The organism is Corynebacterium sp. MSK032, assembly GCF_030232065.1.
In the GTDB taxonomy this organism is placed as follows: Bacteria; Actinomycetota; Actinomycetes; order Mycobacteriales; family Mycobacteriaceae; genus Corynebacterium; species Corynebacterium jeikeium_D.
This window is the reverse complement of record NZ_JASPJR010000003.1, coordinates 185,022-198,433: the sequence shown is the minus strand read 5'-3', so window position 1 is coordinate 198,433 and position 13,412 is coordinate 185,022. Positions and strand designations below refer to the sequence as shown.

Sequence of the window (13,412 nt, the reverse complement as noted above, 5' to 3'; positions counted from 1 at the left end):
AGACCGTATCTTCAGCATGACAACGCATACGACCACACAGAACAGGCACAAACAGAACGAGCAGGACGAGCAGCACGGGCAGGACAAGCTCTTCTCCCCCGCGTTCATCATCAGCTGGCTGATTAACTTCAGCATGTACCTGGTGTTCTACCTTTCAATCACGGTCATGGCGCTCTACGCCGTCCAGCGCTTCTCCGCCTCCGATGCCGCCGGTGGCTTCGCCGCCAGTTCTTTCGTGGTCGGCGCCACCATCGCTCGTCTCTTTTCCGGCTACTTGGTGGACACCTTCGGTGGTCGCAGAATCATGCTTGGCTCGCTCGCTGTCATCGTGGCAGCCTGTGCCGCCTACCTGTGGGCCGCATCCCTGCCGATCCTGATTGCAATCCGCATCATCCACGGCCTGACCTACGCATTCGCTTCCACCGCCGTGATGGCCGCCGCCCAAACCGCTATTCCGGCTTCGCGGCGCGCAGAGGGAACTGGCTACATTTCGCTCGGCACCACCCTGGCCACAGCGATTGGCCCAGCTCTCGGCCTTGCCCTTATTGGTTCGGTCGGCTACGGCGTCCTCTTTGCCACAGCCCTCGGCCTGTCCATTGTCGGACTGGTGCTGGCACTCTTTCTGCCACAACACAACGAGCCCACCACTGCGGCAACCAAGGACGAGGCCACCGAAGACTCGTCGGCAAGCGAGACGAAGCGCACATTTTCCTTCGATGACATCATGACGCCGAGAGTGGTGCCGATTGGCCTGTTCATGCTGCTCATCGGCCTGGCGTATGCGGGCGTGATTACATTCCTGAACCGATACTCGCAGCTGAGCGGCCTGGCTAGAGGCGCCAGCTTCTTCTTCATCGCCTATGCGGTGGCGATGATGGCGGCACGTTTCTCACTGGGACGCCTACAAGATCGCCGCGGCGACAACCCCGTTATCGCCATCGGCCTGGTGTGCTTCACCATCTCACTGCTTGTTCTGGCTTTCGCAACCGCTGACTGGCACGTTATCGCCGCCGGTGCGCTCTGCGGCCTGGGCTACGGCACGCTGATGCCGGCCTGCCAGACCATCTCCGTGCACCTGACCCCGGCACACAAGTTGGGCACGGGCATCTCGACGCTGCTCCTGCTTGTCGACGCAGGCATCGGCCTCGGCCCGATCGTGCTTGGTTCGGTAGCCGCCACTATGGGCTTCGACAAGATGTACGCAGGCCTGGCGGTTGTGGTGGTTCTCGCGGCCGTTTTCTACTGGTTCGTGCATGGCCGCAAGCCTGTTGCGAGGCGCCATCGCGTGGATCTTTAGAACTAATTGGTGTGCAGTCACTTTTCACAGGTGAATATCGCACAAGGAACACCGATAGCAGTGATGTGTCGTGAGTCACCTATACTCTTTCACATGACTGAATCATCCACACCACAGAGCATGATTTCGATTGCCGGGGTGAATAAGCACTACGGCGATTACCACGCTTTGCGCGACATCAATCTGGAAATCCCAGCTGGTCAGGTCGTAGTTGTCCTCGGCCCCTCCGGCTCTGGTAAGTCCACACTGTGCCGAACCATCAACCGCCTCGAGACCATCGACAGCGGCGAGATCCGCATCAACGGCAAACTTCTCCCAGAAGAGGGTAAGGAACTCACCCGTCTGCGTGCTGAGGTCGGCATGGTCTTCCAGCAGTTCAACCTCTTCAGCCACATGACCATTCGCGACAATGTCACGTTGGCCCCACTGAAGGTCCGCAAAATCTCCAAAGCCGAGGCCCGCGAGCGTGCGGACAAGCTACTCGCCCGTGTCGGCATTGCGGAACAGGCTGACAAGTACCCGGCACAGCTCTCCGGCGGTCAGCAGCAGCGCGTCGCCATCGCACGCGCCCTGGCCATGGACCCGAAGGTCATGCTTTTCGACGAGCCCACCTCCGCGCTCGACCCGGAAATGATTAACGAGGTCCTCGATGTCATGACCGACCTGGCCAAGGGCGGCATGACCATGGTCTGTGTCACCCACGAGATGAGCTTCGCCCGCCGCGTGGCCGACCGCATCCTGTTCATGGCCGACGGTGCGATTGTCGAAGACACCGACCCGGAGACCTTCTTCACCAACCCGCAGAGCGATCGTGCCAAGGACTTCTTGGCCAAGATCGTCGGACACTAGGCGGGGCTGGTCACCATGAAGCTTTCACTATTACGAGGAGGCCGGGGACGCAGTCGCAACCAGGGCCGCCGAGGTGTCGTCGGCAAGCGAGTTGCGGCGGCTGTCGTAGCTGTTGCCACGACAATGAGCCTCGCGGCCTGCGGTAGCGGCGGACCCCGAAACCTGCTGGCCGATATCGAAGCCGGGCACGTGACGCTGGGTACGAAGTTTGACCAGCCGGGTCTCGGTGAGCGCACTCCGGACCGTGAGTTCGCGGGCGTCGACAACGATGTTTCCCGCTACGTCATTGAGTACATCGCCAACAAGAACGGTTGGGATGTGCCCGAGATGGAGTGGCGCGAGACCCCGTCCGCTCAGCGCGAGACGCTGATTAACAACGGCGAGGTCAACATGATCGCCGCCACCTACTCCATCAACGCTGGCCGCCTGGCTGCCGTCGACTTCGCCGGCCCGTACCTGGTCACGCACCAGGCACTGTTGGTGCGCGGTTCCGAGGGTATCCAGGGGCTTGACGACGTCGCCCCGGGCACTCGCCTGTGTTCTGTATCCGGCTCCACCCCAGCGCAGAAAGTCAAGGACGCTCTACCGGAGGTGCAGCTGCAGGAGTTCGATACCTACGCCGCGTGCGCGGAAGGTGTGAAGCAGGGTGTCGTCGATGCCCTGACTACCGATGCAACTATTCTCGCGGGCTTCGCCCAGCGCTACAAGGAGCGCTTCGGCGACGACTTCCGCGTGGTCGAGCTGCGCAACCCCGATGGTTCCTACTGGACCAATGAGTACTACGGCATCGGCCTGCCCAAGGGTGATGATGCCAGCCGTGAGGCCATCAATGAGGCGCTGGAGTCGCTGTACGACACCGGTGAGCTTCAGAAGATCCTGAAGAAGCATTTGGGCGACAAGTTCGAGCTCGACGACAAGCCGGCAATCGGCGATCTGTCGTTCGTAGAGAAGAAGTAGGAAGGGGTGCGAGCAAACAATGAATCCAGAACTATGGAGTGAAATGGGGCCGGAACTGCTTCCGGCTTTCTGGGTAACCATCAAACTGACGATTGCTTCGGCAATTGGTTCCCTGATTTTTGGCACGCTTCTCACCGCTATGCGCGTGAGCCCCGTGGGAATCCTACGTACCCTGTCGACCTGGTACATCAGCATTGTCCGCAATACCCCGCTGACGTTGATTGTGCTGCTGGCCTCGATGGGTCTCTACTACAACTTGGGGCTGCTGCTGGCTGCGGAGAATGACTCCTTCATTGTCAAGCAGAACTTCCGTCTCGCGGTGTTGGCGTTTGTTGCCTACACCTCGTGCTTCGTTGCGGAGTCCCTGCGCGCCGGTATTAATACTGTGCCGTTCGGTCAGGCCGAAGCCGCCCGCTCCCTGGGGCTTAGCTTCGGCCAGAGCTTCCGCTACATCATCTTCCCGCAGGCGTTCCGTGGCGCTATCGTGCCGCTCGGCAACACCCTGATCGCGCTGACCAAGAACACCACGATTGCCTCGGTAATCGGTGTGGCTGAAGCGTCGCTGCTGATGAAGACCATGACCGAAAACTACGCCAGCGATATCCTGATTATCTTCGGCATCATCGCTGTCGGCTTTATTATTCTGACTCTGCCGACCGGCCTGTTCTTCGGCTGGGCTGGCAAGCGATGGGCGGTGAAGCGCTAATGGCTACTCGCGCAACAGTTCTTTACGACGCGCCGGGCCCCAAGGCTCAGCGCTTCAACCGAACCCTCACCTGGATCGTGGCCGCAATCACCGTTGCGATCCTCGCCTGGGTCGGAATGAAACTGGCCGACAAGGGCCAGTTCGAGGCGAATAAGTGGTCGTTCTTCCTAGAATCCACAACCTGGACCACGTACATTCTGCCCGGTCTGGTCAGCACCATTGTCGCGGCTGTCGTCTCTATTGTGTTGGCACTGGTTATTGGTGCTCTCCTGGGCGTCGGTAGGTTGAGCCCGGTCGCTCCGGTGCGCTGGCTGTGCTCGGTGATTGTCGAGTTCTTCCGCGCCATTCCGGTGCTGGTGCTCATGCTGTTTGCCTACTCGGTGTTCGCGCTTTGGCAGCTGTTTCCGTCGAACTACCTCGGCTTTGCCGCCGTTGTGTTTGGCCTGACCATGTACAACGGATCCGTCATTGGCGAGACGCTGCGCTCCGGCATCGAATCGCTGCCGAAGGGCCAGCGTGAGGCCGCGATTGCGCTGGGTCTCTCCCACCGCCAGACGATGGTCACTATTTTGCTGCCGCAGGCAGTCGCCGCCATGTTGCCGGCGATTATCTCGCAGATGGTTATTGCGCTGAAGGACTCCGCGCTGGGTTACATGATTGGCTACGTCGAGGTTGTCCGCTCTGGCCGCCAGCTTGGCGAGTACTACGGCGCCATGATTCCATCGCTGGTCGTCGTGGCGATCATTCTCATTGCCATCAACTTCGGTCTTGCCAACCTTGCCGAGCGTATCGAAAGCCAGCTCCGCGCCGGCCGCGCCCGCCGCAACATCATTGCGAAGGTTCCGCAGCAGCCTGATGTCGGTGTCACCACCAAGGACCAGGCCAACGTGGACTGGCACGATGAGGACTACAAGGACCTCCGAGGCACCTACGAGTAAAGCTAATCACGGCTTACTGCCGCACTCGCTTTACGACGAACACAGCGACGCCGCCCATGGAAACTACTTTTGGTTTCCGCTGGGCGGCGTTTTTGTTTGGCTACGGCCTCTGCCTTCGCTCTTATCGATGCACTACTCACTGATGGCCACGCTACAGCGCAACGATAGGTGAATAGCGTGGCCACAAGTGCCGAGCACTACTGCGACCGTGCTCTCCTACGACTCAGACTTCGTCCCCGACTCCTCTGGGCTCTCTGATTCCGACTTTTCGCCAGACTCAAACTCACCCTCAACGACCACATCGGACTGAATAACCAGACGTCCCTCTTCATCGTGGGTGTACTCAAAGCGCGGCAGCTCATTGCCCTCTTCGTCGTAGCCCGGCGCGGGTGCGGCTTCGTGCTTCTCCAACTTCTCCGGAGTATCGGTCTTCTCCCACTGGCGGGTAACCGGCTTGCGCACTGCCATGTGGTCATCACTCATGCCTTTGACCAAGGAGTACATCATCACAAAGTGGAGGAAGAAGAACGGCACACCAATGACAATCACCGCGGATTGCAGCGCTTCCAGTGCAGTTTCACCGGAAATCAGCAGCAGAGAAGCTGCCACAGCACCGATCATGATGCCCCACAGGACTCGGTAGAAGGTCGGAGCCTTGTTTTCCTCACCGGTGGACATCATGTCCATGACCATCGAAGCCGAGTCGATGGAGGTGACGAAGAAGATCATGATCACAAAGAGTGCAAACACACTGACAAGCGTTGTCAGCGGGTACTGCTCCAACAGAATAAAGAGTGCCGGTGAGGGGTCTCCGCCTTCGACAACTGGTTCAGTAAGAATTCCTGGCTGCTCGTTTTCCAGCTCAAAACCTGCACGACCGAAGATGGAGAACCACAGAATCGACACGATTGTCGGCAGTGCAATCACACCGGCAATGAACTGGCGGACTGTACGTCCACGGGAAATACGCGCGATGAACATGCCCACAAATGGCGACCAGCAGATTGTCCAGGCCCAGTAGAAGACCGTCCAGGCACCCTGCTTCCAATTCGGGTTGACGTCGTAGGAGTCAGTCCAGAACATGACGCGCGGCAGCGCATCCAAGTAGACACCCGCCGTATCGACGGTCTGGCGCAGCAGCGTCAAAGTCGGGCCCATCAGCAGCACGAAGACCATCAATCCCATGGCTGCCCAAATATTGGCATTGGACAACACCTTAATGCCCTTGTCCAGCCCTCGAGCCACAGAAATCGAGGCAATCACAATAATGATGGCAATCAGAATGAGCTGCACCATCGAGTTTTCCGGGGTACCGATTACACGAGCAGCACCGGAGTTAATCTGCAGCGCACCCATGCCCACCGATACCGCGATACCGACAACCGTACCGATGATGGCGACGGCGTCGATAAGCTTGCCCGGCCATGAGTAAATGCGGGCACCGAGCAGCGGCGCGAAGATGGAGGAGACGCGCGGCGGCAGGTGACGCTTGTAAATGAAGTACCCCAGCGCGAGCCCCGGCAGCGCCATGATGACCCACATGTGAATACCCAGGTGGTAGATGGTAAATGCCATCGCAGTGTTCTGAGCTTCGCGGCTCATCGGCTCTTGACCGAACGGCGGGTTGTAAGCGTGGTTGAGTGGTTCAGCCACGCCCCAGAACATCAGCATGGAGCCAGTACCACCGGCGAAGAGCATGCCGAACCACTCGGCGATGGTGTATTCGGGCTCTTCGTCATCATCGCCAAGCTGGATGCGTCCGTAGCGGGACACAAACAAGCCGATGAGGAAGATAAAGCTTGCCGAGACACCACCGATGAACAGCCAGCCCATGTTAGACGTAACCCAATCGGAAGCGGCCGAGTAGGCATCCCGAGCGGTATCCCCCAGCGCTATGGTCACTGCCACAAAGAGGACAATGAAACCCATCGCTGTCGTGAAGATCAACGGGTCGGTCGGCAGGTTCTTAAGAAAACCGCCCGACTTCTTTTCTTGCGTTTTTACTTGTGGCGTTTGTGTAGATCCCATTATCGGGGTCAGCGCCTTTCACTTCTAGATTGTCTGTCTCAGAAAAGACAGCTCGGAAGACACATTCCTCCCAAGTCGGTTATCTACGTTACAAAAGGAAGCCCAGTCATTCTCAATAACTAAGCCTTTGTGCTGTAATTGCGACTTTTTCCTTCGAGTTCACGCTGGTTTAACTGAACGTCAAAGTGGAAAACCTATCGTTCGACTCCATGCAGCTTTCCCGTCGCAGCGCTCTACGTTTAGGCGCATCCACCGCACTTGCCACTTCAGTCACGCTCGCTCATGCCTCTAGAGCTGCGGCTTCAGCTACACCGGGTTCGCCGTCACTGGCCTCCCCAGGGTTACTGCGTTCTCGGCCACAGCTCACCCACGGCGTTGCAAGTGGCGATATCCGCGGCGACGGCGCATTGATTTGGGCTCGCTCAGACCGCCCCGCCCATATGGTGGTTGAAACTGCTGCAACTGAGAGCTTCCAGAATGCCAAGGTATTCCGCAGCAACTCTCTGTTAACTCCAGATACTGACGGCACCGGACGTTTACGTGTCGTCGGTCTCGAGCCAGGACAGGAAATCTTTTACCGCGTCACGCTCGAAGAGGCAGATACTGGAATCTGCTCTGATCCCGTTATTGGCACCTTCCGTACTGCCCCAAACCGCGCATCCAACATCCGCCTGCACTGGTCCGGCGATGTCGCAGGTCAGGGTTGGGGAATTAACGACGAAATCGGTGGCTACACCGGCTTTTCCACCATGATGGAGCGCAATCCAGACCTATTCATTCACTCAGGCGATACCTGCTATGCCGACGGTCCGCTGGATGAATCCGTCACGCTTTCCGACGGCACTGTGTGGCGCAACCATGTCACTCCGGCCAAATCCAAGGTTGCTGAAACCCTCGAAGAGTATCGTGGCCAGTACTCCTACAACCTCATGGACAAGAACTACTTGGCCTTCAATGCGCAGGTTCCGCAGCTAGTCCAGTGGGATGACCACGAAACAGTCAACAACTGGTACCCCAACGAAGTCCTAGACGATGATCGCTATACCGAGCGCGATGTCAACACCCTGGCCAAGCGTGCCTACCAAGCCTTCCATGAGTGGCAGCCAATTGATCAGCAAATGGCTGTAGATGGGCGCGTCTACCGCAAGGTTTCCTACGGCCCGTTGCTAGACATCTTCATTCTGGATATGCGCAGTTACAAGGGAGAAAACACTTCCAATAATCCGCGCTCGACAACCGAAGAACCAATCCTTGGCGAAAAGCAGACCAACTGGTTAATCGACTCCCTCAAGGACTCCCGCGCGACGTGGAAGATTGTTGCTAATGACCTACCGCTTGGAATCATCGTCCCCGACGGCGACGATGGTGACCAAGAAAGCGTATCCAATGGTGCCGCCGGTGCACCTGCAGGACGTGAACGTGAAATCGCCCGCCTGCTCAGCGCCATTAAAGATGTTTCAAATGTCGTCTGGCTCACCGCCGATGTGCACTACACCGCGGCTCACCACTACAGCCCAGAGCGCGCACAGTTCACCGACTTCGCACCCTTCTGGGAATTCGTCTCCGGTCCTCTCCACGCGGGCGCTTTCGGCCCCAACGAAATGGACTCGACCTTCGGGCCGAAGGTGGAGTACGTCCACGCACCGGGTAAAGACAATGCCAACGCCGACCCCACACAGGACTTCCAGCACTTCGGCGAAGTCGATATCGACGGCGACTCACGCGAGATGACCGTCCGTCTGCTCACCACTCGTGGCACCGAGTTGTGGTCGACAACGCTGAAGCCGCAGGCGTAGGCACACTGTTCAACAGCGCGTGGCGGTAGCCACTAATTAGTGCGTTCCGCCACGCTTTACGACGGTCTCCTGCCCCGCAGCCTGCCAGGCCACAATGCCCCCGTCCAGATTGATGAGCTCCGGTATGGCGCCATCAGCCTCAATCTCGCTGGCCAACAGCTCAATTGCCTGTTGCGAGCGGGCACCCGAGTGGCAGTGAATCAGAACTCGTGGGTAGTTCGACTGGAGGTTCCGCTCAGCCCACGCTTCGCGAATCGCAGCCCACCCACGGCTGCGAATGTCGCCGAGTGGCACAGGCACAGATCCGGCAATGGCAGCCTCCGCGCGCTCTTCGGGCTCGCGTACATCGATGAGAGGCACACCCTCGGCAAGAAGCTCGTGCGCCGTGTTGGGACCAATGCTGCGCATGCTCTGCGCCGGGGCCTCCTCATCCTCGGTCCACGAAGCTGCGCACACCTGCGCAATTTCGGTCAAGTCGGAAACGGGTTCGCGCTCCGGGTCGGCTGCAAAGGACAGTGTGCGGGTGGTTGCCTCCAGGGCGTCGATAAGCACGAGTTTGCCGACGGCGACCTTGCCGACACCGGTGAGCACCTTGATAGCTTCGACGACCATCATGGAGCCGATTTGTCCGACCATTGCGCCGAGGACACCGCCTGCGGCGCACGACGGCACGGAGCCGGGGTCGGGGATGTCGGGGTAGAGATCGCGAAGCATGGGGCCGTGGCCAGGCCAGAAGACGGACAGTTGTCCTGCGAACTGCAGGATTGTGGCCCAGACCAGTGGCGTTCCGGTCAGCTCCGCGGCATCGGAGGACAGGTAGCGCGTGGCGAAGTTGTCCGCACCGTCGAGCACTACATCGTGAGTGGCGAAGAGCTCCTCAGCATTGTCGACGCTTAACCTGCCGACGATTGCGGTCACCGATGCCTCGGAGTCAAGGCGCCGCACGGCATCCGCGGCAGATTCGGCCTTCGGGCGACCAATGTCGGACTCACGGTGAATGACCTGGCGCTGAAGATTGGACTCGTCGACCACGTCATCGTCAATGATGGTGATGTGCCCGACCCCTGCCCCGGCCAGGTACAACAGCGCAGGCGATCCCAAGCCACCAGCTCCGATGACGAGGACGCGGGAGGCTCGCAAAGTTCGCTGCCCCTCGGCACCAAAGCCCGGCAGTGTTAGGTGCCGCGCGTACCGGCGCAGGTCGCGGTCCGAAAGATTGACACCCTGCTCAGCCATTACAGAGAATCCTGCTCGCGTGCGCCGCTGACGCGCTCAGTGATGATTCCCTCAAACGACGAGCTCGCCTGGGCCAGTCGACGCCGTGGGATGCGACCCGACTCGCGAGCAGTCAGTCCTGCCTCAACGCCGAAGCGCATCGCTGTGGCCATGCCCACCGGATCATGTGCACGGGTCACTGCGGATGCCAACAGCACTGCATCGCAGCCAAGCTCCATCGCCTGAGCTGCCTCAGACGCGGTACCGATGCCCGCATCCAGGATGATGGGCACATTCGCGCGGTCCACAATCAGCTCGATGTTGTGTGGGTTAAGAATTCCCAGGCCAGTACCAATAGGCGAACCCGCCGGCATGACCGCCGCACAGCCCAAATCCTCCAGCCGCTTGGCCAGCGCCGGATCGTCGTTGGTGTAAGCGAAGACGACAAAGTCGTCAGCCACCAGCTGCTCCGCTGCCGCGACCAGCTCGACCGGGTCCGGCAGCAGCGTGTCCTCGTCGGCGATGACCTCGAGCTTCAGCAGGTTGGTTTCCAGCGCCTCGCGGGCCAACTGCGCAGTCAGCACCGCGTCACGAGCGGTATAGCACCCCGCAGTATTCGGCAGCGCCGCAATATTGTTGCGCTGCAAAATCTCAAAAACGTTCTGCTTCGTACCGGGCGTAAAGCGGCGCATCGCCACCGTAGTCAGCTCAGTGCCCGAAGCCACCAGCGCCCGCTCCAGCGTATCCATGCTGGTCGCACCGCCAGTTCCCATAATCAGACGGGAGTTCAACTCCAGTCCGCCAATGCGCAGCGGTTCACGTGTAACTTCGCTCGCCGTCCCGGTTTCATTTTCCTGCGCGGACATGTTTGCTTGTGCGGAATTCTCGGTCATCTCTAGCCTCCCTGAACTGCTGTCACGATGTCGATGGCGCCTGCCACGGGCGTGCTCGCCCACTTGGCTCGCGGGATTACCGCACCATCCACGGCTACCGCGATTCCCAGGCGGGTGCCGTCCGCGACAGTGCCGTCGTCGTTAAGCGCGTGCCCCGTGTGCTTAGCGACGAGGTCTGCGACCATCTCCCCCGCAGCCGGTGTGTAGCCTTCGCCATTGAGTGTTGTGGTGGACATAAGCGAGCCTCCTCTAATCGCTGAAGCGGAATGGATTGACGGCGGAAAGAAGCGCCGGGGCGTTGTCATTTTCCCGACCTGCGACGACATCGGCCGTGAGCTTGGAACCGATGGCCGTAAGCAGAATGCCGTGACGGAAGTAGCCGGTGGACACGGTCAGTCCTGGAGCCACGCGGCCAATCATGGGGACATCGTCCGGGGAGCCAGGCCGGGCGCGGGCGGTCATCTCGTAGATTTCGCAGTCGAGAATGCCGGGCACCAGGCGGTATGCGTCGCGGAGTAGCTGGTGGACTCCTTCGGCGGAGACACCGGTCAGGTCATCTTCACGCGAGGTAGCGCCGAGCACGACGGTGCCGTCAGCACGCGGGACGATATAAACCGGACGTCCCTGAACCACACCGCGAATAGTGCGAGTGACCAGCGGCTGCAGGCGCTTCGGCACGCGCAGACGCAGCACATCTCCATAAACCGGGCGCAGTGGCAGATTCAGATTCTCCGGCAGGCCAGTGATGTCGGCGGTGTTCAGCCCCGCAGCCAAAACGACCTCATCGGCGACGTAGTCATTTCCGTCCGTCCCGCGCAGACCGATGGCGCGGCGGGGGTCGGCATCGGAAGCGTAGATAACCTCTTCCACGCGAGTGCGGATGACGCGGTCTCCTAGAATGGTCAGCAACGCCTCTGCGAGCAGACGCGGATTGACCTGGTGATCTCCCGGAATATCCACCGCACCAACACAGCCCGGCCCCAGTGCCGGTTCTGCCCGGCGCGCCTCGGTGGCGGTGATGCGGTTGATCTCCATGCCCATGTCATGCTGCAGCTCAACGAGCTCGCTGAGTGTCTGCCGGTCGGCAGCATCGCCCGCACAAACAAACGTGGAATTCTCGATGTAGCCGACATCGTGGCCCGATTCCTCGGCGATAGCCAGGGCAAAGTCGCGGTAGAGCTTGCCCGATTCCACCATCAGCGGATACAGCGTCGGCTGATCCCACACGACTTCGGCAACCGGCGCCAGCATGCCAGCCGCGGCGAAGGTTGCGCCGGAAACGGGCTCGGCATCGAGGACGGTCACATCGAATCCCTGGCGGAGTAGTCTCCATGCCGTCGCCAAGCCGATAATGCCCGCGCCTGCGATAACAACGCTTGACGACGTATCCCCTGTGCCGCCCTCACTTGTCGAGGCGGCACCCATAGCGGCAGCATTCACTGCCATTCCTCCCTCCGGCGGCATAACCCGCATCAGGTAAAAGCGGTCGGCGTTATTCGCCCTCTCAGCCAGCGGCATCTCATCGATACCGAGTACGGCTCCCGCGGAACGTGGTACTCCCCCATCATATGACTTCGGGCTCTCCGTCACGACACCGCATCCTCAACCTCGCCTAACATGGGGACATGAACGCCTCATCAGCTGCCACTCGCACAACACGACGCGCCCTGCTTGCCGACGCCCGCCTGTACCTCTGCACCGACTCGCGCGCATCCCGCGGTGATCTGCGTGAATTCCTGCACGCCTGTTACGAAGGCGGCACCGACATCATCCAGCTGCGCGACAAGAAAGTCGACACCCGCGACGAGATTGCCGCTGTGGAGACCCTCGCCGAGGTCGCCGCTGAACACGGCAAGCTCTTCGCCGTCAATGACCGCGCCGACATTGCCGCGCTGACCGGCGCAGACATCCTGCATGTGGGTCAGGAAGACCTCACCACCGAGCAGGCCCGCCAGATCGTTGGCCCCGAGGTTCTCATCGGCCGATCCAACCGAAATCTGGACATGTTCGCCACCTCGCTTGCCGACGATGGCATCGATTACGCGGTGATCGGTCCGGTGTATGCCACCCCGACGAAGCCCGACCGTCAGCCCGTCGGAGTCGAGATGGTCCGTGAAGCTGCGGCACTCGTGCGGAGGGCGCGTGCACAGGGTTCAGCGGAGTCCCACCAGGATTCCGTGGCCGATATTGTGCGCCCGCACGACCGCGGCGCAAGTGACCCGGTAAAGCCATGGTGGGCAATCGGCGGTATCAACGCCGAGACCGCCGGCGAAGTTATCGCCGCTGGCGCGGAGCGCATTGTGGTGGTTCGCGCACTAACCGAGGCAGCAAATCCGGAAGAGGCAGCGCGTGCTCTGCGCGCTGTGGTTTCACCAAGGAGCTAGGACGCTGTGAATATTAATTCACAACAAGACGACCTTCTGACTCAAGCTAAAGCGAATAGCAATGGCCGCGCTGCGGAAATTGTTGTCCACGACGGCCCGCTACGCCAGACTCTCATCGCACTGACTGAAGGAACTGAGCTTTCCGCCCATAACTCGCCGCCCGCAGCCTCGATGCTTGTTCTTGTTGGCGAAGTTGAAATCACCGGTGCCGATGAAACCACGATTTCCGAGGGCAATCTCAAAGTGCTCACCCACGTCAAGCATGGCGTGAAAGCTCTAACAGATTCCGTGTTTTTGCTGACCACGGTCACAGGCGTCGACGGAATCGACAGCCACGGCGACAAGTAGC

The 13,412-nt window shown here is 60.0% G+C and carries 13 protein-coding genes and 1 riboswitch; of the genes, 8 read left to right on the top strand and 5 right to left on the bottom strand.

Annotated features, from left to right (window positions below; all coding sequences use genetic code 11):
- Positions 1-16: 16 nt before the first annotated feature.
- The 5 genes from QP995_RS03125 to QP995_RS03105 all read left to right on the top strand — a co-directional run bounded on the left by QP995_RS03125 (position 17) and on the right by QP995_RS03105 (position 4,747).
- Positions 17-1,297 (top strand): MFS transporter, encoded by a 1,281-nt coding sequence (locus tag QP995_RS03125; RefSeq protein WP_284852893.1) that lies wholly within the window; start codon positions 17-19, stop codon positions 1,295-1,297.
- A gap of 120 nt (positions 1,298-1,417) precedes the next feature.
- A complete protein-coding gene (locus tag QP995_RS03120) occupies positions 1,418-2,146 on the top strand; it encodes an amino acid ABC transporter ATP-binding protein (protein ID WP_069359127.1) in 729 nt (242 codons plus the stop codon).
- 15 nt (positions 2,147-2,161) lie between these two features.
- The gene (locus tag QP995_RS03115) at positions 2,162-3,103 is read left to right on the top strand and encodes a glutamate ABC transporter substrate-binding protein (RefSeq protein ID WP_016421414.1); all 942 of its coding nucleotides are present in this window, start codon (positions 2,162-2,164) and stop codon (positions 3,101-3,103) included.
- 19 nt (positions 3,104-3,122) lie between these two features.
- Positions 3,123-3,809 (top strand): amino acid ABC transporter permease, encoded by a 687-nt coding sequence (locus tag QP995_RS03110; RefSeq protein WP_042388211.1) that lies wholly within the window; start codon positions 3,123-3,125, stop codon positions 3,807-3,809.
- On the top strand, positions 3,809-4,747 hold the full coding sequence (locus QP995_RS03105) for an amino acid ABC transporter permease (protein ID WP_069359136.1): 939 nt from the start codon (positions 3,809-3,811) through the stop codon (positions 4,745-4,747). Before QP995_RS03110 ends, QP995_RS03105 begins: the two co-directional genes overlap by 1 nt.
- Positions 4,748-4,963: 216 nt before the next feature.
- Here QP995_RS03105 and QP995_RS03100 read toward each other — a convergent pair whose 3' ends face one another.
- Entirely contained in the window at positions 4,964-6,775 is a 1,812-nt protein-coding gene (locus QP995_RS03100; RefSeq protein WP_187400734.1) for a BCCT family transporter, read from the bottom strand.
- A gap of 209 nt (positions 6,776-6,984) precedes the next feature.
- Here QP995_RS03100 and QP995_RS03095 point away from each other — a divergent pair, with 209 nt between their 5' ends.
- Positions 6,985-8,571, top strand: coding sequence for an alkaline phosphatase D family protein (locus QP995_RS03095; protein WP_016421418.1), 1,587 nt, complete (start codon positions 6,985-6,987; stop codon positions 8,569-8,571).
- Between the two features lie 36 nt (positions 8,572-8,607).
- On the opposite strand, the gene QP995_RS03090 is transcribed toward QP995_RS03095, so the two are convergent.
- From QP995_RS03090 to thiO, 4 genes are all read right to left on the bottom strand, one after another.
- Positions 8,608-9,807, bottom strand: coding sequence for a ThiF family adenylyltransferase (locus tag QP995_RS03090; RefSeq protein ID WP_284852892.1), 1,200 nt, complete (start codon positions 9,805-9,807; stop codon positions 8,608-8,610).
- Positions 9,807-10,652 carry a thiazole synthase gene (locus QP995_RS03085; RefSeq protein WP_069359135.1) on the bottom strand — a complete coding sequence of 282 codons (846 nt, stop codon included), beginning with the start codon at positions 10,650-10,652 and terminating at the stop codon, positions 9,807-9,809. The genes QP995_RS03090 and QP995_RS03085 overlap by 1 nt, the downstream gene beginning before the upstream one ends.
- Before the next feature lie 29 nt (positions 10,653-10,681).
- Complete coding sequence (thiS, locus tag QP995_RS03080) at positions 10,682-10,915, bottom strand: sulfur carrier protein ThiS (RefSeq protein WP_069359124.1); 234 nt, start codon at positions 10,913-10,915, stop codon at positions 10,682-10,684.
- 13 nt (positions 10,916-10,928) lie between these two features.
- Positions 10,929-12,125 (bottom strand): glycine oxidase ThiO, encoded by a 1,197-nt coding sequence (gene thiO, locus QP995_RS03075; protein WP_443984481.1) that lies wholly within the window; start codon positions 12,123-12,125, stop codon positions 10,929-10,931.
- Positions 12,112-12,234, bottom strand: a riboswitch (TPP riboswitch). (Overlaps the previous gene by 14 nt.)
- 70 nt (positions 12,235-12,304) lie before the next feature.
- Here thiO and QP995_RS03070 point away from each other — a divergent pair.
- Together QP995_RS03070 and QP995_RS03065 are read left to right on the top strand one after the other, a co-directional pair.
- Positions 12,305-13,063 carry a thiamine phosphate synthase gene (locus QP995_RS03070; protein WP_049189686.1) on the top strand — a complete coding sequence of 253 codons (759 nt, stop codon included), beginning with the start codon at positions 12,305-12,307 and terminating at the stop codon, positions 13,061-13,063.
- A gap of 6 nt (positions 13,064-13,069) precedes the next feature.
- Positions 13,070-13,411 carry a cupin domain-containing protein gene (locus QP995_RS03065; RefSeq protein ID WP_049172151.1) on the top strand — a complete coding sequence of 114 codons (342 nt, stop codon included), beginning with the start codon at positions 13,070-13,072 and terminating at the stop codon, positions 13,409-13,411.
- Position 13,412: the final 1 nt, after the last annotated feature.

What these genes read in the sequence shown, in the direction of transcription:
- QP995_RS03115 (WP_016421414.1), top strand. Translation starts at nt 2,162, where the DNA reads ATGAAGCTTTCACTATTACGAGGAGGCCGGGGACGCAGTCGCAACCAG.
- QP995_RS03105 (WP_069359136.1), top strand. Translation starts at nt 3,809, where the DNA reads ATGGCTACTCGCGCAACAGTTCTTTACGACGCGCCGGGCCCCAAGGCT.
- QP995_RS03090 (WP_284852892.1), bottom strand. Translation starts at nt 9,807, where the DNA reads ATGGCTGAGCAGGGTGTCAATCTTTCGGACCGCGACCTGCGCCGGTAC.
- QP995_RS03120 (WP_069359127.1), top strand. Translation starts at nt 1,418, where the DNA reads ATGATTTCGATTGCCGGGGTGAATAAGCACTACGGCGATTACCACGCT.
- thiO (WP_443984481.1), bottom strand. Translation starts at nt 12,125, where the DNA reads ATGGCAGTGAATGCTGCCGCTATGGGTGCCGCCTCGACAAGTGAGGGC.
- QP995_RS03070 (WP_049189686.1), top strand. Translation starts at nt 12,305, where the DNA reads ATGAACGCCTCATCAGCTGCCACTCGCACAACACGACGCGCCCTGCTT.
- QP995_RS03125 (WP_284852893.1), top strand. Translation starts at nt 17, where the DNA reads ATGACAACGCATACGACCACACAGAACAGGCACAAACAGAACGAGCAG.
- QP995_RS03110 (WP_042388211.1), top strand. Translation starts at nt 3,123, where the DNA reads ATGAATCCAGAACTATGGAGTGAAATGGGGCCGGAACTGCTTCCGGCT.
- QP995_RS03100 (WP_187400734.1), bottom strand. Translation starts at nt 6,775, where the DNA reads ATGGGATCTACACAAACGCCACAAGTAAAAACGCAAGAAAAGAAGTCG.
- QP995_RS03095 (WP_016421418.1), top strand. Translation starts at nt 6,985, where the DNA reads ATGCAGCTTTCCCGTCGCAGCGCTCTACGTTTAGGCGCATCCACCGCA.
- QP995_RS03085 (WP_069359135.1), bottom strand. Translation starts at nt 10,652, where the DNA reads ATGTCCGCGCAGGAAAATGAAACCGGGACGGCGAGCGAAGTTACACGT.
- thiS (WP_069359124.1), bottom strand. Translation starts at nt 10,915, where the DNA reads ATGTCCACCACAACACTCAATGGCGAAGGCTACACACCGGCTGCGGGG.